Annotated in this window: 36 protein-coding genes; 35 read left to right on the top strand and 1 reads right to left on the bottom strand. The window is 42.1% G+C overall.

Translation table 11 applies throughout. The features are described from left to right. Window positions 1-206: 206 nt before the first annotated feature. The 31 genes from L2W36_RS13880 to L2W36_RS14030 all read left to right on the top strand — a co-directional run bounded on the left by L2W36_RS13880 (window position 207) and on the right by L2W36_RS14030 (window position 19,767). Window positions 207-1,421: a DUF3644 domain-containing protein gene (locus tag L2W36_RS13880; RefSeq protein ID WP_236110312.1), complete on the top strand. Its 1,215-nt coding sequence runs from the start codon at window positions 207-209 to the stop codon at window positions 1,419-1,421. Between the two features lie 141 nt (window positions 1,422-1,562). Beyond that, window positions 1,563-2,180, top strand: coding sequence for a nucleotidyltransferase domain-containing protein (locus tag L2W36_RS13885; protein ID WP_236110313.1), 618 nt, complete (start codon window positions 1,563-1,565; stop codon window positions 2,178-2,180). A gap of 85 nt (window positions 2,181-2,265) precedes the next feature. After that, entirely contained in the window at window positions 2,266-2,670 is a 405-nt protein-coding gene (locus L2W36_RS13890) for a bleomycin resistance protein (RefSeq protein ID WP_236110314.1), read from the top strand. A 126-nt stretch (window positions 2,671-2,796) separates the two neighbouring features. Continuing rightward, window positions 2,797-3,213 (top strand): GFA family protein, encoded by a 417-nt coding sequence (locus tag L2W36_RS13895; protein ID WP_006073503.1) that lies wholly within the window; start codon window positions 2,797-2,799, stop codon window positions 3,211-3,213. A gap of 80 nt (window positions 3,214-3,293) precedes the next feature. After that, the gene (locus L2W36_RS13900; RefSeq protein ID WP_236110315.1) at window positions 3,294-3,614 is read left to right on the top strand and encodes a DUF4144 domain-containing protein; all 321 of its coding nucleotides are present in this window, start codon (window positions 3,294-3,296) and stop codon (window positions 3,612-3,614) included. A gap of 47 nt (window positions 3,615-3,661) precedes the next feature. After that, entirely contained in the window at window positions 3,662-4,429 is a 768-nt protein-coding gene (locus L2W36_RS13905) for a GNAT family N-acetyltransferase (protein ID WP_236110316.1), read from the top strand. Between the two features lie 160 nt (window positions 4,430-4,589). Continuing rightward, window positions 4,590-4,856 carry a hypothetical protein gene (locus L2W36_RS13910; protein WP_236110317.1) on the top strand — a complete coding sequence of 89 codons (267 nt, stop codon included), beginning with the start codon at window positions 4,590-4,592 and terminating at the stop codon, window positions 4,854-4,856. A 7-nt stretch (window positions 4,857-4,863) separates the two neighbouring features. Then, window positions 4,864-5,505 (top strand): alanine--tRNA ligase-related protein, encoded by a 642-nt coding sequence (locus L2W36_RS13915; protein WP_236110318.1) that lies wholly within the window; start codon window positions 4,864-4,866, stop codon window positions 5,503-5,505. Between the two features lie 50 nt (window positions 5,506-5,555). Then, window positions 5,556-6,041, top strand: coding sequence for an AAA family ATPase (locus L2W36_RS13920; protein ID WP_236110319.1), 486 nt, complete (start codon window positions 5,556-5,558; stop codon window positions 6,039-6,041). Between the two features lie 113 nt (window positions 6,042-6,154). After that, window positions 6,155-6,619: an acyltransferase gene (locus tag L2W36_RS13925; RefSeq protein WP_006073488.1), complete on the top strand. Its 465-nt coding sequence runs from the start codon at window positions 6,155-6,157 to the stop codon at window positions 6,617-6,619. A 146-nt stretch (window positions 6,620-6,765) separates the two neighbouring features. Continuing rightward, window positions 6,766-7,203 (top strand): GNAT family N-acetyltransferase, encoded by a 438-nt coding sequence (locus L2W36_RS13930; RefSeq protein ID WP_236110320.1) that lies wholly within the window; start codon window positions 6,766-6,768, stop codon window positions 7,201-7,203. Between the two features lie 103 nt (window positions 7,204-7,306). After that, complete coding sequence (locus L2W36_RS13935; protein ID WP_236110321.1) at window positions 7,307-8,083, top strand: carbon-nitrogen hydrolase family protein; 777 nt, start codon at window positions 7,307-7,309, stop codon at window positions 8,081-8,083. Window positions 8,084-8,120: 37 nt separating this feature from the next. Beyond that, entirely contained in the window at window positions 8,121-8,621 is a 501-nt protein-coding gene (locus tag L2W36_RS13940) for an opioid growth factor receptor-related protein (protein WP_236110322.1), read from the top strand. Window positions 8,622-8,629: 8 nt separating this feature from the next. Continuing rightward, window positions 8,630-8,866, top strand: a complete 237-nt coding sequence (locus L2W36_RS13945; protein WP_236110323.1) for a hypothetical protein — start codon at window positions 8,630-8,632, stop codon at window positions 8,864-8,866. A 68-nt stretch (window positions 8,867-8,934) separates the two neighbouring features. Further along, complete coding sequence (locus tag L2W36_RS13950) at window positions 8,935-9,411, top strand: GNAT family N-acetyltransferase (protein WP_236110324.1); 477 nt, start codon at window positions 8,935-8,937, stop codon at window positions 9,409-9,411. A gap of 32 nt (window positions 9,412-9,443) precedes the next feature. After that, window positions 9,444-9,974, top strand: coding sequence for a GNAT family N-acetyltransferase (locus L2W36_RS13955; protein ID WP_236110325.1), 531 nt, complete (start codon window positions 9,444-9,446; stop codon window positions 9,972-9,974). Between the two features lie 30 nt (window positions 9,975-10,004). After that, window positions 10,005-10,601, top strand: a complete 597-nt coding sequence (locus L2W36_RS13960; RefSeq protein ID WP_236110326.1) for a DJ-1/PfpI family protein — start codon at window positions 10,005-10,007, stop codon at window positions 10,599-10,601. Window positions 10,602-10,775: 174 nt separating this feature from the next. Further along, window positions 10,776-11,171 carry a DUF3465 domain-containing protein gene (locus L2W36_RS13965; protein WP_006073476.1) on the top strand — a complete coding sequence of 132 codons (396 nt, stop codon included), beginning with the start codon at window positions 10,776-10,778 and terminating at the stop codon, window positions 11,169-11,171. Between the two features lie 265 nt (window positions 11,172-11,436). Further along, window positions 11,437-12,123 carry a hypothetical protein gene (locus tag L2W36_RS13970; protein WP_236110327.1) on the top strand — a complete coding sequence of 229 codons (687 nt, stop codon included), beginning with the start codon at window positions 11,437-11,439 and terminating at the stop codon, window positions 12,121-12,123. Window positions 12,124-12,215: 92 nt separating this feature from the next. Then, entirely contained in the window at window positions 12,216-12,740 is a 525-nt protein-coding gene (locus L2W36_RS13975) for a GNAT family N-acetyltransferase (RefSeq protein ID WP_236110328.1), read from the top strand. Between the two features lie 33 nt (window positions 12,741-12,773). Then, the gene (locus L2W36_RS13980; RefSeq protein WP_236110329.1) at window positions 12,774-13,238 is read left to right on the top strand and encodes an OsmC family protein; all 465 of its coding nucleotides are present in this window, start codon (window positions 12,774-12,776) and stop codon (window positions 13,236-13,238) included. A 112-nt stretch (window positions 13,239-13,350) separates the two neighbouring features. Then, on the top strand, window positions 13,351-14,133 hold the full coding sequence (locus L2W36_RS13985) for a carbon-nitrogen hydrolase family protein (RefSeq protein WP_236110330.1): 783 nt from the start codon (window positions 13,351-13,353) through the stop codon (window positions 14,131-14,133). 43 nt (window positions 14,134-14,176) lie between these two features. Then, window positions 14,177-14,554 carry a DUF805 domain-containing protein gene (locus L2W36_RS13990; RefSeq protein WP_006073470.1) on the top strand — a complete coding sequence of 126 codons (378 nt, stop codon included), beginning with the start codon at window positions 14,177-14,179 and terminating at the stop codon, window positions 14,552-14,554. 76 nt (window positions 14,555-14,630) lie between these two features. Next, window positions 14,631-15,212 carry an O-methyltransferase gene (locus tag L2W36_RS13995; protein ID WP_236110331.1) on the top strand — a complete coding sequence of 194 codons (582 nt, stop codon included), beginning with the start codon at window positions 14,631-14,633 and terminating at the stop codon, window positions 15,210-15,212. A 111-nt stretch (window positions 15,213-15,323) separates the two neighbouring features. Continuing rightward, a complete protein-coding gene (locus L2W36_RS14000) occupies window positions 15,324-15,773 on the top strand; it encodes a GNAT family N-acetyltransferase (RefSeq protein ID WP_236110332.1) in 450 nt (149 codons plus the stop codon). Between the two features lie 14 nt (window positions 15,774-15,787). Next, window positions 15,788-16,006: a GNAT family N-acetyltransferase gene (locus tag L2W36_RS14005; RefSeq protein WP_236110333.1), complete on the top strand. Its 219-nt coding sequence runs from the start codon at window positions 15,788-15,790 to the stop codon at window positions 16,004-16,006. Between the two features lie 164 nt (window positions 16,007-16,170). Next, complete coding sequence (locus L2W36_RS14010; protein ID WP_268980744.1) at window positions 16,171-17,427, top strand: Nramp family divalent metal transporter; 1,257 nt, start codon at window positions 16,171-16,173, stop codon at window positions 17,425-17,427. A gap of 239 nt (window positions 17,428-17,666) precedes the next feature. Beyond that, entirely contained in the window at window positions 17,667-18,182 is a 516-nt protein-coding gene (locus tag L2W36_RS14015) for a DUF523 domain-containing protein (RefSeq protein WP_236110334.1), read from the top strand. Beyond that, window positions 18,175-19,008: a DUF3626 domain-containing protein gene (locus L2W36_RS14020; protein WP_236110444.1), complete on the top strand. Its 834-nt coding sequence runs from the start codon at window positions 18,175-18,177 to the stop codon at window positions 19,006-19,008. The genes L2W36_RS14015 and L2W36_RS14020 overlap by 8 nt, the downstream gene beginning before the upstream one ends. A 47-nt stretch (window positions 19,009-19,055) precedes the next feature. Further along, window positions 19,056-19,520, top strand: coding sequence for a GNAT family N-acetyltransferase (locus tag L2W36_RS14025; RefSeq protein WP_198558855.1), 465 nt, complete (start codon window positions 19,056-19,058; stop codon window positions 19,518-19,520). Between the two features lie 28 nt (window positions 19,521-19,548). Further along, entirely contained in the window at window positions 19,549-19,767 is a 219-nt protein-coding gene (locus L2W36_RS14030; RefSeq protein WP_062458998.1) for a DUF7661 family protein, read from the top strand. Window positions 19,768-19,844: 77 nt separating this feature from the next. Here L2W36_RS14030 and L2W36_RS14035 read toward each other — a convergent pair whose 3' ends face one another. Beyond that, on the bottom strand, window positions 19,845-20,075 hold the full coding sequence (locus L2W36_RS14035) for a PAS factor family protein (RefSeq protein WP_063603473.1): 231 nt from the start codon (window positions 20,073-20,075) through the stop codon (window positions 19,845-19,847). Between the two features lie 295 nt (window positions 20,076-20,370). On the opposite strand from L2W36_RS14035, the gene L2W36_RS14040 reads away from it, so the two are divergent. From L2W36_RS14040 to ygjK, 4 genes are all read left to right on the top strand, one after another. Next, a complete protein-coding gene (locus tag L2W36_RS14040; protein WP_006074773.1) occupies window positions 20,371-20,619 on the top strand; it encodes a DUF3297 family protein in 249 nt (82 codons plus the stop codon). 242 nt (window positions 20,620-20,861) lie between these two features. Then, on the top strand, window positions 20,862-21,122 hold the full coding sequence (locus L2W36_RS14045) for a hypothetical protein (protein WP_006074772.1): 261 nt from the start codon (window positions 20,862-20,864) through the stop codon (window positions 21,120-21,122). A 17-nt stretch (window positions 21,123-21,139) separates the two neighbouring features. Further along, complete coding sequence (locus L2W36_RS14050) at window positions 21,140-21,622, top strand: tetratricopeptide repeat protein (RefSeq protein ID WP_236110335.1); 483 nt, start codon at window positions 21,140-21,142, stop codon at window positions 21,620-21,622. Window positions 21,623-22,038: 416 nt separating this feature from the next. Then, window positions 22,039-24,840 (top strand): alpha-glucosidase, encoded by a 2,802-nt coding sequence (ygjK, locus tag L2W36_RS14055; RefSeq protein ID WP_236110336.1) that lies wholly within the window; start codon window positions 22,039-22,041, stop codon window positions 24,838-24,840. Window positions 24,841-24,984 lie beyond the last annotated feature (144 nt).

Consider the following 24,984-nt stretch of genomic DNA (forward strand, 5'->3'; position numbering starts at 1 on the left):
GGAGCCAGCGTTTAAACGAACTGCTACATAGAAAGCTTTAGTTGCAGCTAAAGCCTGGGTCTCACATTACCCGATTGGAGTGCTTATTATCCATACAAACGTTTAAGAGCGATTCGTAAACGCGTGCCATTTTCGCTTCGCTCCAATTTTGGCGCGCATTCACTCACGCCTTAAGCGGGCGTTATATGCAGCCAGTAGGTGGGTTTATGTCAGAGAAAAAATGGTTACAAGTAGACAAGGCGTATACATTCTTCCTTGAGAGTTTTAAGTCTGGACACGATTTCACTTTAGATGAATTAGCCGAAAAGACAGGTTGGAGCGTGTCTACAGTAAAAACGTATTTACGTAAAAAATGGGTTTCATTGCTGGAGCGAACGAACAATGGTTATAAGGTCACAGAAGTTATCACGACTTTCAACTCAACTACTTTTCGTCAACACCAAAGCCAAAAAGATGAAGTGGATAAGTACCTTCACCAGATCATGTTAGAAAAGGCTATCTCGGCGTGTATCTCAGCGATAGAAATATATAACAAACCTAATTTTCAGCATCGAGAAGAGACTTTTTCAATTCTAATGACAAATGCATGGGAACTTCTTCTAAAGTCTAAGTTGGTAAAAGATGCTGGCGACACTCCTGAGTCCATTCATATTTTTAATAAGGGACAAATTGTAATATCCCCAAGCGGTAACCCAAAAACGATTTCATTGGGCGCTGCTCTGAATCGCTTACTAGCTAATGGGTCTATCCCAAAGGTGGTCGGAGATAACATTCGATTGTTAATGAATATCAGAGATGATTCGGTGCATTTTGTCTGTGGTGATCTTGAGTTGAGCACTAGTATCCAAGAAATTGGGACAGCATCACTAAAAAATTTCATGACTATTGCAATGAACTGGTTCCACTATGACTTTAGTCGGTACAATTTCTATCTCATGCCTGTATCATTTTTCCATCTTTCAGATGTTGCTAGTTTTAGCGTGGATAGCGAGGTTAAGTCAAACCTCTTGAAGTATCTGAAAGACATTGAGAAAGACTATGAGCATGACAAAGATGCAAACTATGCTATATCGTTGAAACTTCATACTAAGTTGGTAAAAACGACAAATGATGAAGCCTTACAAGTGCGTCTAACTAATGATCCTGATGCTCCAGAAATTGTTCTTTCCGAAGAAGATGCGCTGAAAAATTATCCACACGATTACTACGAGTTGCTAGAAATACTCAAGGCACGCTTTACGAACTTTAAGCAAAATAAAGTCTTTCATGACCAAATGAGGACGTTAAAAGCTGAAGGTGAAAGATACTGTAAACTGCGCCGGTTAGATCCTGACAATCCTAAAAGTATTAGTAAAACTTTCTACCACAACAGAGTCATCGACCAGTTTGACCAGTGGTACGAAAGGGCTCGGGTGAAATAAGCATATAACAATAAATCTAAGCAGGTTCGTAAAACTTGGCACTTTCGGTTTGAATCGGATTAAGTGTTTACGGCACAATAGTTTAGGTGGGCTGTAGCGTTACTCACTACTTAATTCGGCATTGTATTCCTGGAGAACAAAATGGAAAGTATCTTAGATTTAGCTATAGAGGAAGTCATTGAGTTATATGCTCCTCATACAGTCATCCTTTATGGTTCTCACGCAAGAAATGAAGCGACTGAGACGAGCGATATAGACATCGCTTGTTTTTGGGATCGTTCAGAGGAGCATAAAGATGCGCGACTGTTTCATGGAACATTTCTTGATGTATGGATTTATCCAACATCATTTCTTGATTCGATTCCAGAAGAAGCTCTGCGATTTGCTGATGGAAAAGTAGTCTATGAGACTCGCGGTATAGGAGCAGATTACATCGCGCGAGTGAAGCAGAAACTTGCCAATGGTAAAGAACCAATGTCTGAAGTAGATAGGCTTCACATACAGGAATGGGTTGTGAAAATGCTCGAAAGAGCGCGCGATGGAGATCTAGACGGTAACTATCGTCGAACTTGGCTCCAACATGATCTTTTGAAGATGTATTTTGACATTCGTGATAAGTGGTATTTGGGTTCAAAGAAAAGCTTTCAATACATAAAACAAAATGACAATGCTATTTATAGTCTTTTTGAGCAAGTTTACGAAAATCCGTTAGATATAGATCTTCTGGACAAGTTAGCTAGTAAAGTGGTTCGCATATAACAAACGATTCATAAGGAGTTATCACGCTCATCATCTTCCACATTAATATCATCTCAGGCATCCACCAAACAAAGGAAAATCCGCCATGAGAGTCGTTCCAGAACTCTATTGTCAAAACATCAAGGACAACATCACGTTCTTTGTCGACATCCTTGGCTTTGCTATCAAGTACCAACGAGAAGAAGAGGAGTTTGTTTACTTAACGCGTGAGGGAGTTGACTTGATGCTTGAAGGAGTAGGTGGCGACTCCCGAAAATGGTTAACTGGCAACTTAGAGCATCCATTTGGTCGAGGTGTTAACTTCCAATGGGATGTAAGTGATATCAACGCGTTATATTCAACAGTGCAGTCTAAAGCACCCAGTTCGATCTTTCTTCCCATGGAAAGCAAATCTTATTTAGTTGACGGTAAAACGGTCACACAAGCTCAGTTTATTGTCGAAAGTCCTGATGGCTACCTATTCCGATTCTGCGAAGATGAACGTCAATGACAAGTGCTGAGTACATTATTTTAGTTACTTGCCCTCAAAGCCACTTTTCAGTTAGCAAACATCCATTTAAGTGAGCCAGTCACTCGAAAAAATCACAGTCTATTTCATTAAATTAGGAGTAGTTCAATGTCTTATACAGAAGCAAGTTGCCTTTGCGGCGCGGTGACAATCAAAGCCGAAAATGTTAATCCCAAGTTTACTGTGTGCCATTGCCAATCCTGCAGGAAGTGGGGCGGTGCTCCATATTTTGCAGTGAAGTGTGGTACTCAAGTGAAGATTGAAGGTGGTGATAAAGTTAAAATGTATCAGTCATCGTCTTGGGCTTCTCGTGGTTTTTGCACAGAATGTGGCACTCATCTTTTCTACAAGTTTAAAGCAACCGGTGATTACAATATGTCATTAGGTCTGTTTGCTAACGTAGAAGGGTTGGAAATGGATATGCAGTATTTTAGTGATATGCGCCCTGGGTATTATTGCTTTGCGAATGAGACCAAGGAAATGACCACTGAGGAGATCATGGCGTATTTTGCTGACGAGGTTTAGATCACTATTGAGCGAACGCTACAATGGCGTGTCTCACTTGTTATCGTTAGTGCTTATGGCATAGGTGTATAGGAACAACAATGGTTAGATGGCCGTGTATTTTCAAACTAGAGGGCGACCCAGAGCTTATGTATTTTGGCTCTGAGTCAGCGTTAGCGAGTGAACTAGAGTCTTTGATTTGGAGTAGTTCTGATCGCTTGATCGATAGTGATGGTCATAGCTTCATAATTTGCCAGGCGAGCGGACGTTATACATTCGAACTGAACGACTCTGTTTTGTCGTTATCTGAAATTACTCAACTTATTCAAGAGCACGAGTTTTCAAAGGCTGAAGTGTGTTTGACAAAAATACAGTTTGCGTCTGTTGAGCAGGCTATTCAATCGCTGTCGTTTGAGAAGTAAATGGAGTGGGGGATTCAAGTCGATAGCTTGATACCTATGAGGAAGCAATGAACATCATCAATGTCATGAAGGAATATAACGAGTTTGAGCGAAAAGCCATTAACTCGTTTAATGGTGTGCAAGAGTCTAACGATGAAATCACGCGCTTTGTTTCTGAAGACGACTATGGCAGCTATATTTCTTATTTTGATTTCGACGAACGACGAGCAGAGTCCCTTGTTAAGGAACAGCTTGAGTATTTTCAAGCGCGAAATCTCAGCTTTGAATGGAAGACTTATAGTAGTGATGTGCCCGCTAACTTGGATCAAATTTTGTCGCAATACGGTTTTCAACAAGAGGCAACCGAGTCTTTTATGGTGTTGGACCTCGAAAATGCCGAAGATGGAGCGTTCGATGATTCACTCATAACTGAAGTTTCGGATAGCAAAGGCATTCGGGATGCCATCAGGGTACAGGAACAAGTCTGGGGTGGCGATTATGAGTGGCAATACAACTACTTGTTTAAGCTTAAGCAACAGGAGCCAGATTCAATCTCTATTTATGTGGTTTATGTCGATGGCTACCCAGTGACATCGGCATGGTTAACGTTTAATGGCAACAGCCCATTTGCAGGAATTTGGGGCGGCAGTACGGTGAAAGCGTTTAGAGGTAAAGGATTCTATAGCCAATTACTCAACAAGCGTATCGCTGAAGCCAAGTCGAGAGGAATGAAATATCTTACTATTGATGCCTCGGATATGAGTAAGCCTATTGTTGAAAAGCGTGGTTTTAAAGTGGTGGCAACAACGACGGGTTATACGTCACCTAATAACTAATTGGGTAACGTGCTCCAAGCCACATTTGTTAGGTAGTAGTAATCATGGGTTGCTCATCGCTAAAAAGTGCTAGCGACGCCATAGGATTACCCTCAGTGTTGCATACTGTTGTCAAAACCATTAATACTAGCTTTTGACTGTCTGATAACCGAGTTGAATTATGGAAGCACCAAAAGAAGAACTTCTAGCCTTGTTAGTTAAAGAGTGTGAACTATACGCGTCGATTCCTGCCAGTGAGCATCAGCAAAAGCGCGATAAAAAGTGTTTTATCAATGGAATCATGACGGCCTGCCGTGTGGTAGGTATCAGTTATCAGGAATTGAATTCGATTATTGAGTCAATGCCAAAGCAACCGAAGTTCAAGGATTTAGACGAGGAGTTGTCGACTCCTACTTATGTTCGAAATAACGTAGATATTAAGTTGTAGGTTGCGGATGACTGAAAAAGTATTTTGGATTAACCCATACCAAACTGAGCTGCGTTCCAAGGTTACTCATATTGAAGGCAATAACGTTGAATTAAACAAGACGATATTTTACGCAGAGGCTGGGGGACAAGAAAGCGATAGTGGGACGATTAACGATGTCTCCGTTTTACAGGCTACCCAAAACGGTTCACGTATTATCTATACCTTAGCCTCGCTACCAGATTTTGAAGTTGGGGAGACGGTTGTTACGTGTATTGATTGGGAGCGTCGCTATTCTTTAATGAAACTGCATTTTGCTGCAGAGGTTGTATTAGAAAAACTATATCAACGCTGTAGTGGCATTGTGAGAATAGGCGCTCATATTGCACAAGATAAGAGTCGTATTGACGTTGAATGGCCAGAAAACTTAACCACGTTATTAAAGGAAGTCGAAACTGAGGCGCAACTGCTCATTGATTCTGACGCGAGAATTATCAGTGATTTCTCTGACAAAGAAAACGAGCGCAGATACTGGAAAGTAGAAGGCTTTGCTCAGGTGCCATGTTGCGGTACCCACTTAAATAGAACATCTGAAGTAGGGCAGATCCGGCTAAAACGTAAAAATTTAGGTAAAGGCAAAGAACGCGTAGAGATAACGTTGTGCACATAGTTGGTTTTACTACAACTTTGACTAAGTGTGATTAAGCTTATGGGGACGACATGGAAAGTTTAGGCAAACTGATTTTCTTTTGTGGAAAAATGGGCGCGGGCAAGACAACACAATCCAAGCTAATTGCGGCTAAGCAAAGGGCGGTACTCATTTCTGAGGATGAGTGGTTAGCCGCACACTATCCCAATCAAATCCAATCGTTTGAGGACTACATCAAGTTCTCTACTCTTATTAAACCTTTTATTAAGTCACATGTTCAGAGCTTATTAACGGTGGGCGTTGATGTGGTCATGGACTTTCCTGCCAATACAGTTAGACAGCGTTCGTGGTTTTCATTTCTATGTTCTGAAGTGCAATGTGCTCATGAGCTTTACTATCTCGATGTGCCGGATGAGGTTTGTTTGGTTCAAATTGGCAAGCGTCGGGTTGAGCAGCCAGAAAGGGCACATTTTGACACTGAGGATGTGTTTCATCACGTGACGCAGTACTTTGAAGAACCGACGGACGATGAAGGTTTGAACATAGTGAAGGTATAAGACCTATTTGGTAACTTGATTGGCTTGCGTGGACCGAGCCGTTAACCCTTCTAATTCCGACCCGTCCGTTTAACACCTATCTATCTTTTAAAACCAAATATTCTGGAGTATTAATGGCGAGCCCAAGACTATTAAAGTCTCAAATCACCAACATTGTTTGTGGTGAAAACGTCACGATTATCGAACCTGCGAATGTCTATGGCTGTGAGTTAAAAGATGAAGTATTTGTTGGCCCATTTGTCGAGATACAAAAGAACTCAGTTATCGGTGCTCGAACTAAAATCCAATCGCACAGCTTTATTTGTGAATATGTGACTATCGGTGAGGATTGCTTTGTAGGCCACGGGGTTATGTTTGCCAATGACCTTTTTAAGAGCGGTCAACCCGATCCAAACCCAGAGAGTTGGGGACGTACTGTTATTGCCGACAACGTGACGATAGGGTCAAACGCTACGATTCTGTCGGTCAATATCTGTGAAGGGGTTGTTATCGGTGCCGGAAGCGTCGTGACAAAGGACATTACGGAGAAAGGTATTTACGCAGGGAATCCAGCTAAAAAACTACGAAGCTTGCCTTAAGTTAGAAAAGTAATTATAAACAAGGTGTTAGTGCCATTTTTTATAGTATTTTGTTTGACTGAGTAAGTTGGTGAACGACATAGCATAGAGTGGCAAGTGGTATTGAAAACGCCACACCAACCATACAGTAAAACAAAGGAATGACCATGGACGTTACTATTGGCAAGAGTCTTGAACTGATTTCAATGGGTCAGGCTATACGCTATCAAGTATTTACGCTTGAACAAAATATCCCAACAGAGTTGGACTTGGATGGGTTAGATAATGACTCATTTCACGCTCTAGTCTGGGATGGCGGTAAGCCTGTCGCGACCGCTCGTTTAACGGTGAATCAAGACGGTTCATCGACCATGGCGCGAGTGGCGGTTTCTGAGGAATATCGTGGTGATGGCGTTGCATCAAAAATAGTCCGGGCCCTAATAAAACATGCCAGCAATATCGGAGTGAGATGTATCGATATCCACGCCCACGCTTATTTAAGAAAGTACTACGAGAACTTTGGATTTGAATATATCAGAGAAGTTGAGATTGTTGGTGAGCATCAGCTTATTGAAATGAAGTACGAAGTGGAACCTGTTGTTTAGTTGTGCATTTTACATAGCAGAACGTAGATGGATTAGATTAATAAAATGAGTGCTGACGCGGCCCTTTGTTAAGCGCCGAAGCCAATTTCAAGGAGAAGACACTGTGAAGTTTGCATTATTACAGTTCCCAATTAGTGCTCAATCAACCAAAAACCATGAACAAATCAAGCGTGCTATCTTCGAAGCCAAGCGCGATGGTGCAGATGTGTTAGTCACTCAAGAATGCGCCTTGTCTGGTTATCCACCAATTGAAATTGCTGCTGTTGCCAATATTGATTTTGAACTTCAAGACGCTGCGTTTAATCAGATTGTAGATTTGGTTAAACACACGCAGATCACTGTTTTCTTGGGGCTTATTCGCAAGTTTGGAGATAAAGCAGCAAATTCTGTTGCGATCATCCAACCCTCAGGTGAGGTGTTTTACTACGACAAACGAGCCCTGTGGGGTTGGGATGCGGAGAATTTTGACGTAGGGAATGACTTTAATGGCGTTGTCGAGATTCAGGGCATTAAGGTTGGTGTTCGAATCTGTTATGAAATTCGATTCCCTGAGTTCTTTAGAGAACTCTATAAAGAACAGGTCGATGTTGCTATCGTGAGCTTATGTGATGTTCAACAAGAGTTTGATGCCAATCGTTATTTGATTATTAAATCGCATCTTGTGACTCGGGCGATTGAAAACGTATTTACAGTGATATCGGTTAACTCGACAACCTGTGAGCAAACTGCTCCTACGGCAGTTATCGATAAACAGGGTAATCTTGTTGTTGAAGCAGAGCGAAACAAGAAATCTATCACCTATTTCGACTATGAAAAGACGGAGCATGGCTTTGGAGCCAAAGGCTGTGTCACATACTCAAATAAGCTATTAGGTTTATAGCTAAAAATACAACAATAACTATTGTCAGGATAAGTAAATGAGTGAGATTGCTCGTTTTATATCTGGAGAAAGTCCAGATAAATTTGGTCGCTATATTGATGAGCTGTTGGCGTATAACCATTTTTGGTTGGAGCATGACCATAAGTATATTCAGGTGTTTTTCCCAATCGATGAGGGAACCAAGTTCAATCAGCATGCTCCTTTAGTAACACAGAAAGATAGAGACGTGTTTGCCAATTCAGAAGCACTTCGAGTTGCTCATTTGAAGATACTTGATGTCATGTTGGATTTTTGGGGAATGCAGAGAAATGGATTTGAAATCACCTCTGTCTTGCCGCTGAATGGGAAGAATCACGTTTGGTTAAAAAGCCACGATCATAATCAATTGAGACTAACACGAGCGATTCGCAGTTTGTATTTGCTGGGCAATGAACAGGTTGCAATAAACCTATCTGATTTTCTCGTTACTGCAGCTAGAGAAGACGGCACTGTGTCGGATAAAACGATCCAATACTGGCGTAATGCCTTGGAGGACTAGAACAACTAATGAGCCAGTACAGTACGGAGAAGATGAAGGCGTTCTGTTGTAATTGCAAGGCGTTAACACAGCATAAATACACCTCGTTTGGTACAGAGAGTAAACAACATAAGAGTGAAGCTACGGGCTTTTTCTCTGGGTTATTCTCAGCGATATTAACGTCGTTGATGGATGGAGAGGCGACAGGGGATTATAAATGCCAGAACTGTGGAACCTACCTGCATACTCCTGATCATTTAGATTGATTTTCTTATATAACGCTTCGGCGTTAATAGAGTCTATAACGAAGATTTACCCCTAAATTGGAGCCCTTATGCACTTCACAATCAGAAAAGCACGAGCAAGTGATGCACTCGCAATCAGTCAGTTAATTATCCCTCTAACCAAGAAATACGTCTGCCCTGACTGTGATGAATCTGTACACAATGTGTTGCTAGGCTCTATGTCTCCAGAACGCATTGAAGGGTATATGGCAAGCAATTATTCCTACGTTGTCGCTGTATCGGAAAGTAATGAGGTTATCGGCGTTGGTGGCGTTCGTGATAATACGCACTTGTACTACTTGTTTGTTCATGATGAATATCAAGGGAAAGGTTTGTCGCGCCAACTTTGGGAGAGCGTGAAAGGGTTTGCGTTACGAAACGGAAATAAAGGCCGGTTTACCGTTAATTCTGCGCTTAGTGCAGAGAACGTTTATCTGAAGTTTGGCTTTAAACGTATAGACGGAGTAAGACGTGAGAAAGGTATGGTTGATATCCCGATGGTATTAGATGTTACTGAAAATGATTAGGCCAAGTTGGAGTTTATTAAGGAGTAATGCCCGTGGAATCAGACAGAATAAAACTCGTTCCTCCTTCATTGGAGTACCAGCCACAAATGTTGGCGGCAATCCAAGCGAGTAAAGCGGAGCTTGGAGAATATCTTCCTTGGGTACCATATGCTTTGACCCAAGAAGAATCGGTGGAGACCACCAAACAAGCGATGGCAGATTTTGAAAACTTCGAAAATGAACTGCGCTTTTCAATCATTGATAAAGAGACCGATACGTTAGTAGGCGCCGTGGGACTGATCATTCGTGATAAGGCGGTGCCATTTTTCGAAATTGGTTATTGGCTGAATACACCAAGCGTAGGCTGCGGTTATGTAACTGAGGCGGTAAAGCTTGTGGAGCAGTATGCCTTTGAATCATTAAAGGCGAACCGGGTGATTATCAGAGCTGCTGAAACGAACGCAAAAAGTCGTTCAGTTGCTGAGCGTTGCGGCTATCACTTAGAGGGCATTGCGCTCAATGAACGTCGATTGCCAAACGGTGAGCTATGTAACACAGTGATTTACTCAAAAATCAGTTTATAGAAAGCGATGGTTGTTTAGGAGCAGGGTTATATGGATATAGCAATACTAACGTTTGATGGATTTAATGAACTGGACTCTTTTATTGCCTCGGCAATTTTGAATCGTATGAAACCGCACGGGTGGAATGTTCAGATAACGTGTCCGACGGATGTGGTGACATCAATGAATGGCGTAGAGGTGGTAGCGCAGCAGCCGTTAGAGTTTGCAAATCAAGCCGATGCCGTGTTGTTTGGCAGCGGTATGTTGACGCGACAAATTGCGACGGACCAAACCATTCTGTCACGGCTTTCTCTTGAACCTAACAGGCAAATCACTGGCGCACAGTGTTCCGGTACGTTGCTTCTGGCTGCGTTGGATTTACTGAATGGAGTATCCGCTTGTACTGACCTCACCACGAAACCTTGGGTCCAAGATCTAGGCATCGAGGTGCTGGAACAACCTCTACATGCACAAGGTAATGTGGCTACATCCGGTGGTTGTATGTCTTCGCAGTACTTAGCGGCTTGGGTGATCGCTAAGTTAGCCGATAGTGAACAAGCGGAGTCCGCGATTCATTACGTAGCTCCGGTTGGAGAGAAAGAAGAGTCGATTAGACACTGTATGTCCGTAATAGAGGCGTACTTATAAAAAGCGAATGAGATTGTTGTTCTGTTAATAGTTCTGCGGCGCGATGACTGACCGAATATGTCGCAAAACCCTAGTTCTTTGTTGAGATTGTAAACTCAACTAGTATCATATTGATTTGCGATCTATTTAGGATACAGCCGTTTATTTTTACGGCGTAATCAAAGGAATGAAACATTGAAACGTTATCTAGCCCTATTCGCGTTAGCACTTAGTTTAATTTCTCCCATTATACATGCGAACGATGTTCAGCTTAGACGTGCTTATGAAAATCAACAGAGTGATCTTCAGGTAAAAGGCGAGGGTACAGTGTCTAGAGTACTTTCTGATGATAACAAAGGCTCGAGACATCAAAGGTTTATATTACGCTTGGACAGCAGACAAACGTTGCTGGTTGCTCATAATATTGATTTGGCACCACGCATCCCAGATCTGAAAGTGGGCGATAGAGTGCAGTTTTACGGTGAATATGAATGGAATAACAAAGGCGGTGTTATTCATTGGACTCATCACGACCCTAGAAATAGGCATGAGCATGGTTGGTTAAAGCACCAAGGTGAGGTATACCAATAGCACTTAATATCGACAAAAAGACAATAAGCCCTTATTTGTGAAAATAAGGGCTTATTTCTTTCCGTCCTCTAACATACACACGAATACCCTTTCATACATATTGAGAGCTCTCACAATGATATTCTCAGCGAACAAAATTACGTAAGTCTGTCGGTAGATTGGCTCTGGATTTGTTTTTGTTGAGCAATTCGAAAGCGTCAATGGCACCAACACTCAGCTTAGGTTGAAAGTGACAGATCATGCAGCAAAATGTAGGCAGTGTTTGATGGGCAAATCTAAACGAACCATTCCTTTATTTCTGACATTCTCATTGATTGTTGTGTTTCTTACTATATTCGCGGGAGCGAGTTTGATGGGAGAGAATCATAGAATCAATGAAGTACTCAACGAGCGCTTTAAGAGGTTCAAAACCGAAGATTTTTCTGCGCCTTGCTTTCCTATTGCCGTTGATTCGCATTTGGTGAATATCGACGAGTCTAAGACTTGTAACAACCAAAACTTTTTACTCTACATTAGTTTGTTGAAGCGTTTCGATTTAATGGATGGCAGTGCGTATACGCTCAAGATTAAGCGCAATAGTTTTTGGATACCGTTTCTGTTTTCGGATGAAGTTGGCGTGAGCATTAGGTTGCAAAAAGAAGACGAGAATAACTGGTTCTCTTTTGATTGGTTGCCATTTGTCGAAAAGCCAGAAGAACACTACATCGATGGCTTGTTTGTGATGGGGCGTGATCATTGGAAATGGACAATCAACGACGTAGTGATAAACGATGTGAAACTGCAACAGATATTCACGGAGTACGAGCAAACGGTCGACTTTAATAAATACGTCGAAAAAGTTGGCTCTCGCTATGAATTCAAAAATGGTGTGGTGGATAGCGAAAGTGCCAGCGATTTTGATAAGCGGTTACTGAGATTCAATCTTCAAAAAGTCACGGAGTTTTTGAAGTAATCGACTCAGCTGTCTAGAAGCGAAGGTATTATGTCTGCTATGGTTGTTGGCATAAAGAACTAGCACCTTGCAAAGATAAAGGAATCAATAACATGGAACTCGTTGCTCCTTCGTTAGAACGGATGCAAGCCTTTGCGGTTTTCTATCAAGATTTTGAGATCCACGATGTGGACAATGCGGAGTATTACCGCGAAGGCGTCAGTGATTTTCCGAAATATGTTCAGCGTTTAATCGATGAAGAAAAGGGCGTCAATTTACGCCAAGGCTATGTGCCTTGCAGTCATTTTTGGTTGCTAGATTCTGAACAGAGAATTCTAGGTGCGATTCGTGTCCGTCATCATATTAATAATGAATTTCTGTCATCAGAAGGTGGTCATATTGGTTACGACATTGCCCCTTCATATCGAGGGGCAGGCTATGGAAAGCATATGCTCAAACTTGTTTTACCTAAAGCGAATGCCTTAGGCATAGAACGAGCCTTGGTGACTGCAGATGAAGATAACGTCGCTTCAAGACGCGTTATTGAATCCAATGGCGGTGAGTTAGAAAATATCGTCATGGGCGAGGTGTTTCCTAACCCAATTGCGAGATATTGGGTTGAATGCATTCAAGGTTAGTTTAATTATCGCCATTGCTATCAGGAGGATGAAATGTCAGAGCATTACGCACAGGTAAGTTGGAAGCGAAAACAAGACGAAGTATTTAGCGATAATAACTACAGCCGTGGTCATGTATGGGAATTTGATGGCGGTTTGACGGTCCCTGCATCACCTTCACCTCATGTGGTGCCATTGCCTCTCTCTATAGAAGAAAACATTGATCCAGAGGAAGCCTATATTGCTGCTTTATCAAGCTGCCATATGCTGGTTTTCTTATCGATTGCTGCAAAACGAAAATATGTTATCGACAGCTACATCGATAAAGCTGTTGGAATACTTGCAGAGAATGAAGCGGGAAGAATGGCAGTCACCAAAGTCATTTTGCGCCCGGATGTAGTGTTCTCTGGAGAGCGTGTACCTACCCGAGAACAGCTTGAAAAAATGCACCATTTGTCGCATGAAAACTGCTTTATCGCCAATTCTGTAAAGACTGAAATTATGACCGAAATTAGTTAAGGATTGGTGTCGTCCGATCGAGTTCTGACAATACCCGACAAAACCACTATACAATTCATTGAATAGCTATCGTATGTTAGATCAAGTTTAACAAGGACAAGGCTATTCAGTGATGAAGATCTCTATTGTTCAAACCGATGTGGTCTATAAAGACAAACATCAGAATCTACTTCAAGTCGCTCAACTTCTCTCAGAAACTCGAGAGGTTGGGGATGTCATTTTGCTGCCTGAATTGTTTTCTACTGGCTATATTTTCGACTCGCCTCAGGATATCCATGAGTTGTGTGAGGAGTATCAACACAGTCCCACCATTGAAACGTTACAGCAACTGGCTGCGACTTATCAATCAGTCATCGTTGCTGGCATTGCAGAGCATCATGAAGGGCGTTTCTACAATAGCGTTGCCGTTATAGATAGAACTGGCCTACAGCACCGCTATAGAAAAATCAGCCAAACCAATATCGACAAGCAGTACTTCTCTCGCGGTGATTCATTGCTGACGTTTGAATACCAAGGTTATGTTTTCGGAGTCGCGATTTGTTTTGACTTGTGGTTTCCGGAAATTACTCGCGAATACGCAATAGCCAATGTCGATGTTTTGTTGCATCCAGCAAACTTTGGTGGCGAACAGAGCTTACTTCTCTCTCGCACCAAAGCGATTGAAAACCACTGTTATGTAGCGACATGTAATCGAGTCGGTACAGATAAAACCCAGAATATCGTTGGCGAATATTGTGGTAATAGCCAAGTGATATCGCCCAGTGGTGAAATTTTGGCGCAGCTGAAATCAGTAGCTGCTGTTGAAACTATCGAACTGAGTAAGATCGAGACCAAGAAAGTGATTGGTGTGGATCTGATAAGTGAGATAGGACAGATAGAAAAGAAGCTTAAGTAAAGTCTGTTCTTTAATGAGATAACAAACAAAAGGTAAGTGGTCTATGAATTGGTTTCTAAGTGTATTAAAACGGCCTGTTGATTTTAAAGGTCGCGCCAGGCGGAAAGAGTATTGGTATTTCTTTTTATACAGTTTGATATTAACGATCATTTTGTCAGTGATAGATAATGCACTTGGCTGGTACAACTCTGCCGAAGAAGTCGGGATTTTGAGCGGGGTGTTCACGCTGTTAATTTTGTTACCGAGCTTAGCTGTCACCGCACGTCGTTTACACGATACCGGTCGCTCCGGCTGGTGGATGTTGCTGTATATCATTCCAATAATCGGTTTTTTAATACTACTGTACTTCTTGGTGTTGGACAGCAAACCAGAGTCCAATCAGTATGGTAGTAACCCGAAGGCATACGAGATTAATGGATAATCGTTTTTGCTCAGATCTGGAGTTCAGATCTGAGCTGGTCTTGTTTAATTAGCGCCACATACAAGGAAGCTGAAATATGAATACTAAGACGCAACAGGTTTTAGAACGATTGGAGCGGTTAGGCAATGACAACGATCGTCTGCAGTCAGAGCGAGCGAAAAAGTATCTCAACATCACAAAAGATACCGGTGAGTTTCTCTCTGTGCTGGTTAAAGCCACGAACGCACAGCGTATCTTAGAAATTGGCACCTCAAATGGATACTCAACGATTTGGTTAGCCTTATCAATCCCGAACACTGCAATGGTGCACACCATTGAAGTCAACCCTCTCAAGATAGAAGAGGCCCGTGACAACTTCGAACAAGCTCAAGTTTTGCAGAATATTACCCAATGGTCGGGCGATTTTTGTGAGGTTCTAAAGCAAACACCCGAACAGGTTGACTTTATTTTTCTCGATGCAGACAGAAGCGATTATTTGTCTATTGCTGAGCCTCTGTTCTCACGCCTAAAATCTGGTGGATTGCTTGTGTGTGACAATGCCATATCTCATGCTTCGGAGCTAGAAGCGTTTGTCGCCTGGGTAAAGAGCCAGAGTAACTTAACTACGTCATTGGTTCCTGTTGGGAAGGGGGAGTTGTTGGTTTATAAAGATAAATAACCCTCCCAACTAGTGCCGCGCTAAAGCTCAAAATTCGTCATTAACTTATTGAAAAAACGACCCAAATTAACGAGTATATTCATTGTTTTCTATTCAGTCGGATATTTAGCAATGAACATAGAGCTGAGAACCATCACGCGTGACAACTTCTATGCTATTTGTCAGCTTGAAGTCGCCCCTCATCAAACTTCACATATCGATAGCAATGCTATCTCTCTAGCGGAAGCGAATTTTATGACGTTTCCGTGGTATAGAGCTATCTATGTCAAAGAACAACCCATTGGCTTTATTCTGGTTAACGTAGACTCTCAATCCAATAGGCTCTCGCTGTGGCGATTTATGCTAGATAAAAACTATCAAAAGCAAGGCTTCGGTAGGCAAGCTATCGCTTTGCTTTATCAGGAGTTGAGACAAGAGTTTGGAACAATAGATTTGTTTACGAGTGTCGTTCGTGATGAAAAAGGGCCTAAGCGCTTTTACCTAAGCTGTGGTTTTGTTGAGACTGGCAACTTAGTGGAAGGGCGAGAGATTGAGTTGGTGTTTTCTGTAGATTCGGACTGAAAGAATACTGATTAGTGAAGTGTGTTTTCACTGAGGAAGTGATTATCAACCAAGAGTTGCTATGGTTGATGGTGAAGGCAATTATCAAAGCAATTGAAGAGCTTAAACCTAAAGCGATACACATAGGCTACTGTGATGAGAATAAGGTAGCCCAACAATTCTATCAAAAACTTGGGTTTAAAGAATACGGACGATTCGATTGGGGAGATATAGCTGCAAGAATCGTTTACTGATCGTGATGGTTAAAGTTGCATCTGATTTTTGATAGGTAATATGTATTGATTGTTGATAATTAAGTGGTGAAAACTTAGTTATCATTTTTATGCACAAAGATGCGATTGATTATCATTTGCGTGCGAGTATCATTTCTCTCATAGACGAAAGAGGAATGATACTTATGAATGGCGCATCCATATACGCAGATGCTAATGCGGCACAAAAAGCATCATCATTTGCCAAAATAAAACGTAAGTTACTGATGTTAGGCCCAGCGTTTATTGCAGCGATTGGCTACATCGACCCAGGTAACTTCGCGACAAATATTGAATCAGGATCTTCATTTGGTTACCAACTACTTTGGGTAGTGCTTTGGGCGAACTTAATGGCGATGTTGATTCAGTACTTGTCTGCCAAGCTAGGTATTGTTACAGGTAAAAACTTAGCCGAACATTTACGTGATCATCTACCGAATAAGTGGGCGATTGGATTTTACTGGATTCAAGCAGAGATCATTGCCATTGCCACTGATCTAGCCGAGTTTATCGGCGCCGCAGTCGGTTTCCAATTAGTATTTGGCATAAGCTTAATGGAAGGGGCTCTGATAACCGCCGTTGTGACAGTTATGATCCTAATGCTGCATCAAAAAGGACAAAAGCCTTTAGAAGTAGTGATAGGGTCTTTACTCATGCTTGTTGCGGTTATTTATATTGCCGAACTCTTCTTCGCTCACCCAGCAGGTGGTGAGATGATGACAGGCTTGCTTACACCTAGCTTTACTGATTCTCGTCAAATCTACCTTGCCGCAGGGATTCTGGGGGCGACGGTGATGCCTCATGTTATCTACCTTCATTCTGCTTTGTTTAAGAACAGCTATGGGGAAAGTACTGAAACTCGCCTTCGCAGTACTCGATTTGATGTGTTGATCGCGATGGTTATTGCAGGATTCGTCAATATCGCCATTGTGGCGATGGCAGCAGCGGTCTTTCATTACTCTGGCAACCAACACGTTGCTGAAATTGAAACGGCTTATATGACACTAACACCATTAGTCGGTAAAGCAGCGTCGGTTTTATTTGGTGTGTCACTAATTGCTTCGGGTTTATCTTCTACTGTCGTTGGTACTATGGCGGGTCAAGTCGTGATGCAAGGGTTTGTTCGCTTTTCTATTCCGATGTGGTTACGTCGCTTTATTACTATGGCGCCATCGTTTGTCGTCATAGGCATGGGGATGAACACTACTGATATCCTAGTGATGAGCCAAGTTGTTTTGAGCTTTGGGATCGCGCTCGCCATTATCCCACTGCTTATTTTTACCAACAGTAAACGTTTAATGGGAGAGTTCAGAAATAACACATGGGTTTCTTATTCGGGTATGGTGATTGTAAGTTTAGTGCTCGCTTTGAACGCCTACTTGATGTTCACATTAATCGTCTAAGTGTGATTATTTCTCAATATAACGGAAGCCGAGCGGCTTCCGTTTTTTTTGCTTTTAGATTTTCAAAGCGTCTTTTCTTTATCTTATAAAAAATTTGAAACCCTTAAACACACAATTGTTAGAAGTTCGACAAGATCTTGATTTACTGATTGAATATCTAACTCCAATTATCGATTATGCTTAGTACACGTCATTCAATTGATTATCACCTTGCTTTACAGCCTATCAAGGAGAAAACGTTGGAAAAAGTCCTGATTAGTTCATGCTTGCTAGGGAACAAGGTTCGCTACAATGCGAGTGGGTTATCTATTTCTGAGCAAGATTTAGTCTGGCTCAAACTGAATGTCGAATTAATAGTTATGTGTCCCGAAGTCTCGGCAGGTCTTCCTACGCCGAGACAGCCAGCAGAAATTGTTTTAGGACAAGGTGCCGATGTTATTGATCGCAAAGCTTCTGTTGTTGGGGATGACGGTCATGAGGTGACTGCTGAATTTTTGCACGGTGCAGAGCTTGCACTTAAGAAGTGTCGTGAACAGGGTATTCGTTACGCCATACTAGCAGAGGGTAGTCCGTCATGTGGCAGCGTACAGATTTATGATGGCACATTCACAGGCGTAAAAATTCCCGGGCAAGGAGTGACTACCGCCATGTTAATTAGGGAAGGCATTAAGGTGTATAGTCAACATACTCTCGCCAATCTCAAACATGAGTTGGAAACGTTGGAGTTGCATGAGCGGATGGAAGTTCATGGATAAAGACATCATAAGTACAGCACTAGATAATATACGAGCTAAATCGAAGGGTAAGCCATCCTCGAATACTAGCCGCGTTACGATCAACTTTCATCCTGATAGATACACGCCTGAAGGGCTGCCTCTTTTGCTCGCCATCGCCAAAGATGGTGAGCTGAAATCCCAGTTTGAAACCAATACGAGTAACGGTGGCTTGACGGCTTTTGAAGGTGGCGACCGTTGGTTATGGGAACAACGGGTATTTGATGGTGCTTATGACCGTGCACCTATGAATTTAAGGCCGAAGTACGGCGCGGTTAACTTCCGAAACTATGCGAACGGAGCGTCACCTAGGTTTGGGTCGGCGTTTTTTGAGTTAAAACCGCATGTGCTCGAACGAGCGACGTATTGTTACCCAGACAGTTTTTTTGAACCAGAAGATTTTGCTGTTTCAGAAACACTAAATAACCTGATCAATATAACAACGTCTTCTTCTGCAGACTTACTTGATGACTACATTGAAGCACACATTCACGGGACAGTATCTTTAAAAGATGACGTAGAGTGTTTAGTCTTAGATCCTGTTTTCCAAGCCACTATGATTGAACAATATGCGCTTGAATTGGGTATTCCCATCCAGTGGCATAACGGCTATCAACTGTCTATTGAAACAATGAATCAATACCCCGATTATCGAGGTGTGCAGTTTATCGAATTAGCGAGAGAACTAGCGCGAGATGGAATGATCGATGCAAAGTTACTTGGTTTGGCGGTAACGGAGCAGCACTTTGACGAGCAAGATATTAAGAAAATCTGGCACTACTTAGCGAGGTTTGGATATCGAGCTTAAGCCATAAAGGCGATCAAAATGTGATTGGCTATTGTTGAGAGCACGCTATGAAGATTGTAAAAGTTGATAGCTCAAATATGCAGATATACGCAAATTTATATCAGGGTTATGCGGCCGAATTTTCAAGAATCATTGATGACAAACCAGATGCTAGTGGACTGTTCGAAATCTATCCAAAAATCGAGGGCAAGGTATCAGGCTATTTACTTTATTTGGATGGAGTACTCGCGGCATTAGCTGCGATTGAAGAAAAAACACCAAAATGTTATGAAATCTGTGATTTCTATGTACTTCCTTGTTTTCGTAAGAATAAAGTCGGTAAGCAGTTTATTACTCAATTATTTATGCAACTCCAAGGTACGTGGGAAATCAAACAAGTCGCCGGAGCTGATCACGCAGTGAGTTTCTGGCGTGATGTCGTTGGTGAGTACACCTCACAAAACTATGTGGAAGATAAGTATCAAGACCACAAGTGGGGTTTGGTTACAAGGCAGTGTTTTGGCCACGTGTAAATTAACCGGGGAATAACAGGGTGATTCGATGACGCGATTAAAGTTTAATGTGTTTGGTCAAATCATGTCAGTGACACGAGAGCACGATACTTGGGTTTTGTATCGAGAATCACAAGTGGGTATTAGGGCAAAGATCTATGATGTCGTGATACCTTCTGACTTAAAGGAAGAGGATTTAGTCACCTATTTAGATGATATTTACCATGAGATGGCCAGCGTTAAATTTCCAAGAGTGTTGAAGCTGTGAACAATAAAAAGAGGGTGATGGAGTATGACTACAAACAGAGCGTTGATTCTAACATTTTGAGAATCAACGCTTATTTTTTATGAGTTTAAGATTGAATCGGCAAGATTAACGGCATTGTCGAGACGTTCTTTGTCGTCAAGTCGTCCTAGGCTGGCTGGAGCAAGTACGTTGGTATAGAGAGCAACCTGCTTGCTAAAGGGCAGTTCTAGTTGCTCATACAAATCTTGACGGATTTGTGCATGTTGTTCCGGGGCATGATCAGCAAGACGAATTAAAGTATCGTAAATAAGAGTTTTAGTAGTATCCATGGTTCATTATTTTGTGTGTAGCTTCGGGGGACCCCAAGTTTATCCTTTTTTGTAGCAGAATCTCTGTGATGTAGATCGATGTTGTAATTGAAATGTAAAAATATGTGCTTGGTTGTGCACCAGAGTGGGGACGCTTTTCCTTCCATTAAGTTGTATAGTTCGAAGAGCCATAGATTGGTGTTGCTGGTTTGTGCATTATTAGAGCAGTCGAGATTCGCTATGCCATGACTTTTCTTGAGCGCTGGTACGGTATTGACTACAATAAGCCACTTCTTAAATACACTAGGTCATAATCATGAGCGACAACAACGCAAAGCCAGCTTTACCAGATCATCTTTCAGGTAACCCACGCAGCCCACACCACGTAGCTGAGTGTTTTGAGCACCAGATTGGTATTCGCCTAAACGGTAAAGAGCGTACCGATGTTGAAGAATACTGCATCAGCGAAGGTTGGGTAAAAATCCCTTCACCAAAGGCACTGGATCGTCGCGGTCAACCTATACTAATCAAATTAAAAGGCACTGTGGAAGCGTACTACGTTTAATTCGTTAACCACGGTTGCTTGTTCAGCACATAGAGGTATCGCCCGATGTCTTTATGTGTTGAAATTCCACTTTCCACTTTCCACTTTCCACTTTCCACTTTCCACTCCACATCACTTTCTGCATTATTCCTTGTCTACTTTGACAGTTCCTTACGATCACTCAGATTAAGATATGTTAATTTATCTTATCTACATTACGTTAAATTGAAATGTTCTAATGAGATCTCAAGGAAGGTTAGGTCATGGAGCTCTATAGCGACTATCAGACGCGCCCATTTCTCTGCCGCCATTGTAATCAACTAACGCCACATTTGTTGATCTATAGCCCCAACTCAGAGTTAAAACTTCAGCGAAAAGCTGCCAGTGATTCGACACGTAACACGTTGTTTGGGTTACTTATCAGTCTGTTTTCGAGTCGCGAAATCGAAATAGTCGACTATCCTGATGATGAGCAACTGTATCGATGCGACCGATGCGGTAAGGCTGAAGTACATAAAAGATAAGGACTCGTTATTCCCCTATGAACACCCTCATTTCAGAAGCCATAGCGCTTCGCAAAGCCGGAAAGCATCAAGACTCTCGTCAACTCCTCGAAACTTTACTTGTTGATCCACTGTACGCTGCTTCTGCACATTTGCAGATTGCATGGTCATACGATAATGAAGGCAAAGAAAAATCCGCGATTCCACATTATAAATCGGCATTACTTGGTAAGTTAGCGAATCAAGAGCGTTTTGACACATTGTTTGGCTTAGCTTGTACCTACAGAAGCTTAGGAGAATATGTTGAGGCGTTGCATTACTTTGAACAGACCATGTCTGAATACCCAAAAGCAGAAGAAGTCCAGCCATTTTATGCAATGTGCTTGTACAACTTAGGACGGCACAAAGAGGCCGTGCAGTTGTTATTGAATCTCTTATTATCGACAACCAATAGCGAAGCTATAAAGGAATATAAACGAGCAATCTCTTTGTATTCAGATGACCTCGACAGAACTTGGTAAAAACAAGCGTAATAGATTGAAAGCCTCAATCGAAGCTGTGAAAAGGAATATGATATTTATTCCAAATTTAACGAGCGTCATTTACCATTCTGTTATTAGTAAATGGCGTTTGTTTAGTATATTTGTTAGCCTTAAAATATAAACTATCATATTATTCGTAAATAACTTAACATTATTTCGGTATTTATATAAATATTGGTTTGCTTTATATTCATTTGGCGAATAATACTATTTAAATTGTCAAGTAATGTAGTGCAACGAAAGTAATCTTTCCCCATAACCACAAATTTTCCTTCGACATTTATTGAGTGAATAACGCTAGTACGTACTATTCATCCCACATCCCCTGCGTAGAGATTTGTTCTGCAAATCTCAATTAATAATAGTGATAAATATCACAATAAATGGATTGAAAGATGAAAAAGACTATCTTGGCTATTTTTGTAGGTTCGGTTATTTCCCTCTCTGGTTGCAACAGTTCGAGTTCAGATTCGACAGAAACACTACCTTCAACAGACGTAAGCAATTTTGTTAACGTATTAGATAGAGTAGGTAATCCGGATCGAATGAAAGACCGTGATGCGCAAAGTAACTTAAGTTATAACGCATTTACAGACTTAGGCGCGTGGCATGGTCATTTATTACCAAGCGATGATTCTGCGATAGGTTCTGCTGGTGGTATTATGATTGTTGACCAGGAGTACTCTAGTTATATCGCTAATGAAAACTTTGACAAACTTACTCTAATTGACGCAGATAACAATCAAGAAATAAATTTGTTATCTGCGGAAGTTAAGGCTTTTTCTACACCAGACGCGTTACATCAAGTTATCGAAAATAATGAATTTAAGGTAGAAATGACGACACGTTTTGGTACTAATCGTTCATCTATTATTGAAACCAAAATCAGCAACAAGTCAGATCAAGTGCGTAATCTTAAACTTGTTTGGACGGGTGGTTTCCTAAGAGACTTTAGTACGGTAGGGGATGATGTCGCCGCTAATACGGTTTATAAGGCGCTTACTGGCGAAAACGGTGGTGTTGAGCTGACGTTTAAAAAAGCAGCGTCTTGGTCGGGCTTAAAGAGTGAAGAGGGAGCTGAGTTTTTTGTGACTCGCTCTATCGGTAATGCAACTACTGCAGTGACCGACTATAACTATCGTTCTGAAGGTTCGGTCACTATTAACGCGAATGGCAATACTACTTTCTATAACGCGTACTCTTATGTACACAACCCAACAGAAGCTATTAGCGAAGCAAGTGCGGTGAGCACGTTGTTGCAGCAAGGCGCAACAGCAATGAGCACCGCTAAGGCTCGCTGGAATGACTATTTAAAGCATGGATTAGCTAACGACTCTGCGACTAAAGCCGAAAGTAATGTTGCAGTGAAAGCCATGATGACCCTTAACGGAAACTGGCGCTCACCGGCGGGTATTGTTCAACACGGTACTGTTACGCCATCGGTAACGGCTATCTGGTTCTCAGGTAACAATACCTGGCCTTGGGATACATGGAAACACGCGTATGCGATGGCTCATTTTAATCCAGATGTGGCGATGGAAAATATCCGTACTGTGTTCCAGTTTCAAGTCAAAAATGACGACCCAATCAGACCGCAAGACGCAGGCTATTTGTTGGATGTTGTTAACTACTCGCTACCACAAGATCGAATTGATTCTGGTTATTACGACGACAAATATGACATTCCTTCTGCGGCACAAAACGATGCGTCAATGAACTGGAATGAGCGTAATACAAAGCCTTCGTTAGCGGCTTGGGCTGTAATGGAAATCTACCATTCTCTTATCAACGAATTTGGCCGTGCTAATGATGCTCAAGCGTGGATTGATGAAATGTATCCAAAGTTGGTGGCGTATCATGATTGGTGGTTATCAAATCGCGACCACAACTCGAACGGCGTCCCAGAGTACGGTGCAGCCGTTGATCCTTCGCACAACACTGATGATGGGCATATGTACATTAAAGTGTGGACAGAGTTAGGTGACGATCTAAAAGCTCTGGTAGGTGCTGATAAGGTGAAAGAGATTGATAGCAATGGCACGTCGAAGCAGTATCAAGTTATCGGTGTGGACTCGTATAACTTGGTTCTGGATAACTACGAAGAGCTGGCTATTACTGGTTACAGCAATGGTTCACAAACAGCGACGTCATGGGAATCGGGTATGGATGATGCCGCTCGTTTTGGCTTTATCTATGATTTAGCGAAAACCAACTCTCGTGATTGGATCACAACAGTATCTGCAGCAACGGAATACGATCAGTTAGGTCGTTATGCTCAGCAGCACTATAACTTCGACAACACGATTACTGGTTCGTCAGAAAACTGGGCCTACAGTGATGTTTCTGATGAAAACATGGCGAAATTGCGTGATGCACGTAAAGACTGGCAGGTACGTTTTGGTGAGAACCACGATAGCAACACCAATCTAGTTGGCTTCTCTATGTTGCAAGAGTCGGTAGACCAAGCGTCTTACATGTACAGTGACAATAAGTATTTATCTGAAATGGCTGGCTTAGTCTCTGACGGCGTTGAAGGGAAAGGCCGTGGACAAGAGTTTGTGGAGCATGCAGAGTTTATTAAAGATTACATCAACACTTGTATGTTTGATTCTGCTACCTCGTTCTACTACGACATTCGACTTGTTGACAAAGATGGTAAGAGTTTCTTAGATTCATCAGGAAATCCAGTACCTGGGGCTGATTTGAAGCGAGTGGATACGCCTTATCAAGGCAAAAATGTTTACTGTGCGGGTGTCGTACTAACTGAGCGCGGTCAGGCTCCAGACGGTTGGTCGCCATTGTTTAACGGTGCGGCGACTCAAGCGAACGCGGACAAGGTCATGGATGTCATGCTTGATGCGAGTAAGTTTGATAGTTCTACAGAATATCAAGGTGAAGGGGTGTCATTAGGGACGGCAAGTCGTGATAACCCAGCTTACGGAGCTGATATCTATTGGCGTGGGCGAGTATGGTTGGATCAATTCTATTTCGGCCTTCAAGCTCTTGAGAAGTATGGACGCCATAATGATGCGGTACGTATCGCTGAAGACCTGTTCCAAAACGGTGAAGGCTTTGGTAGCGACGGCGCAATTCGTGAAAACTACAACCCAGAAACAGGTGCGGTTCAAGGTGCCAGCAACTTCAGTTGGTCAGCAGCCCATACTTACATGATGTACCGTAACTTCTACGGAAAGTAGGTGAGTTAGCTCTGTAAGTTCTAATAAAAGAAAACGCCTGATGAGACCATCAGGCGTTGTTTGTTGAAATGTAGTGATATCAAAAACCTTCGTCATTTCCTTGAAAAAGGAAATCTCCGCTAGCGCATCGTAAACTCAATTTAC

Origin of the sequence: Vibrio sp. McD22-P3 (genome assembly GCF_021568915.1) — a bacterium.
Classification (GTDB): domain Bacteria; phylum Pseudomonadota; class Gammaproteobacteria; order Enterobacterales; family Vibrionaceae; genus Vibrio; species Vibrio mediterranei.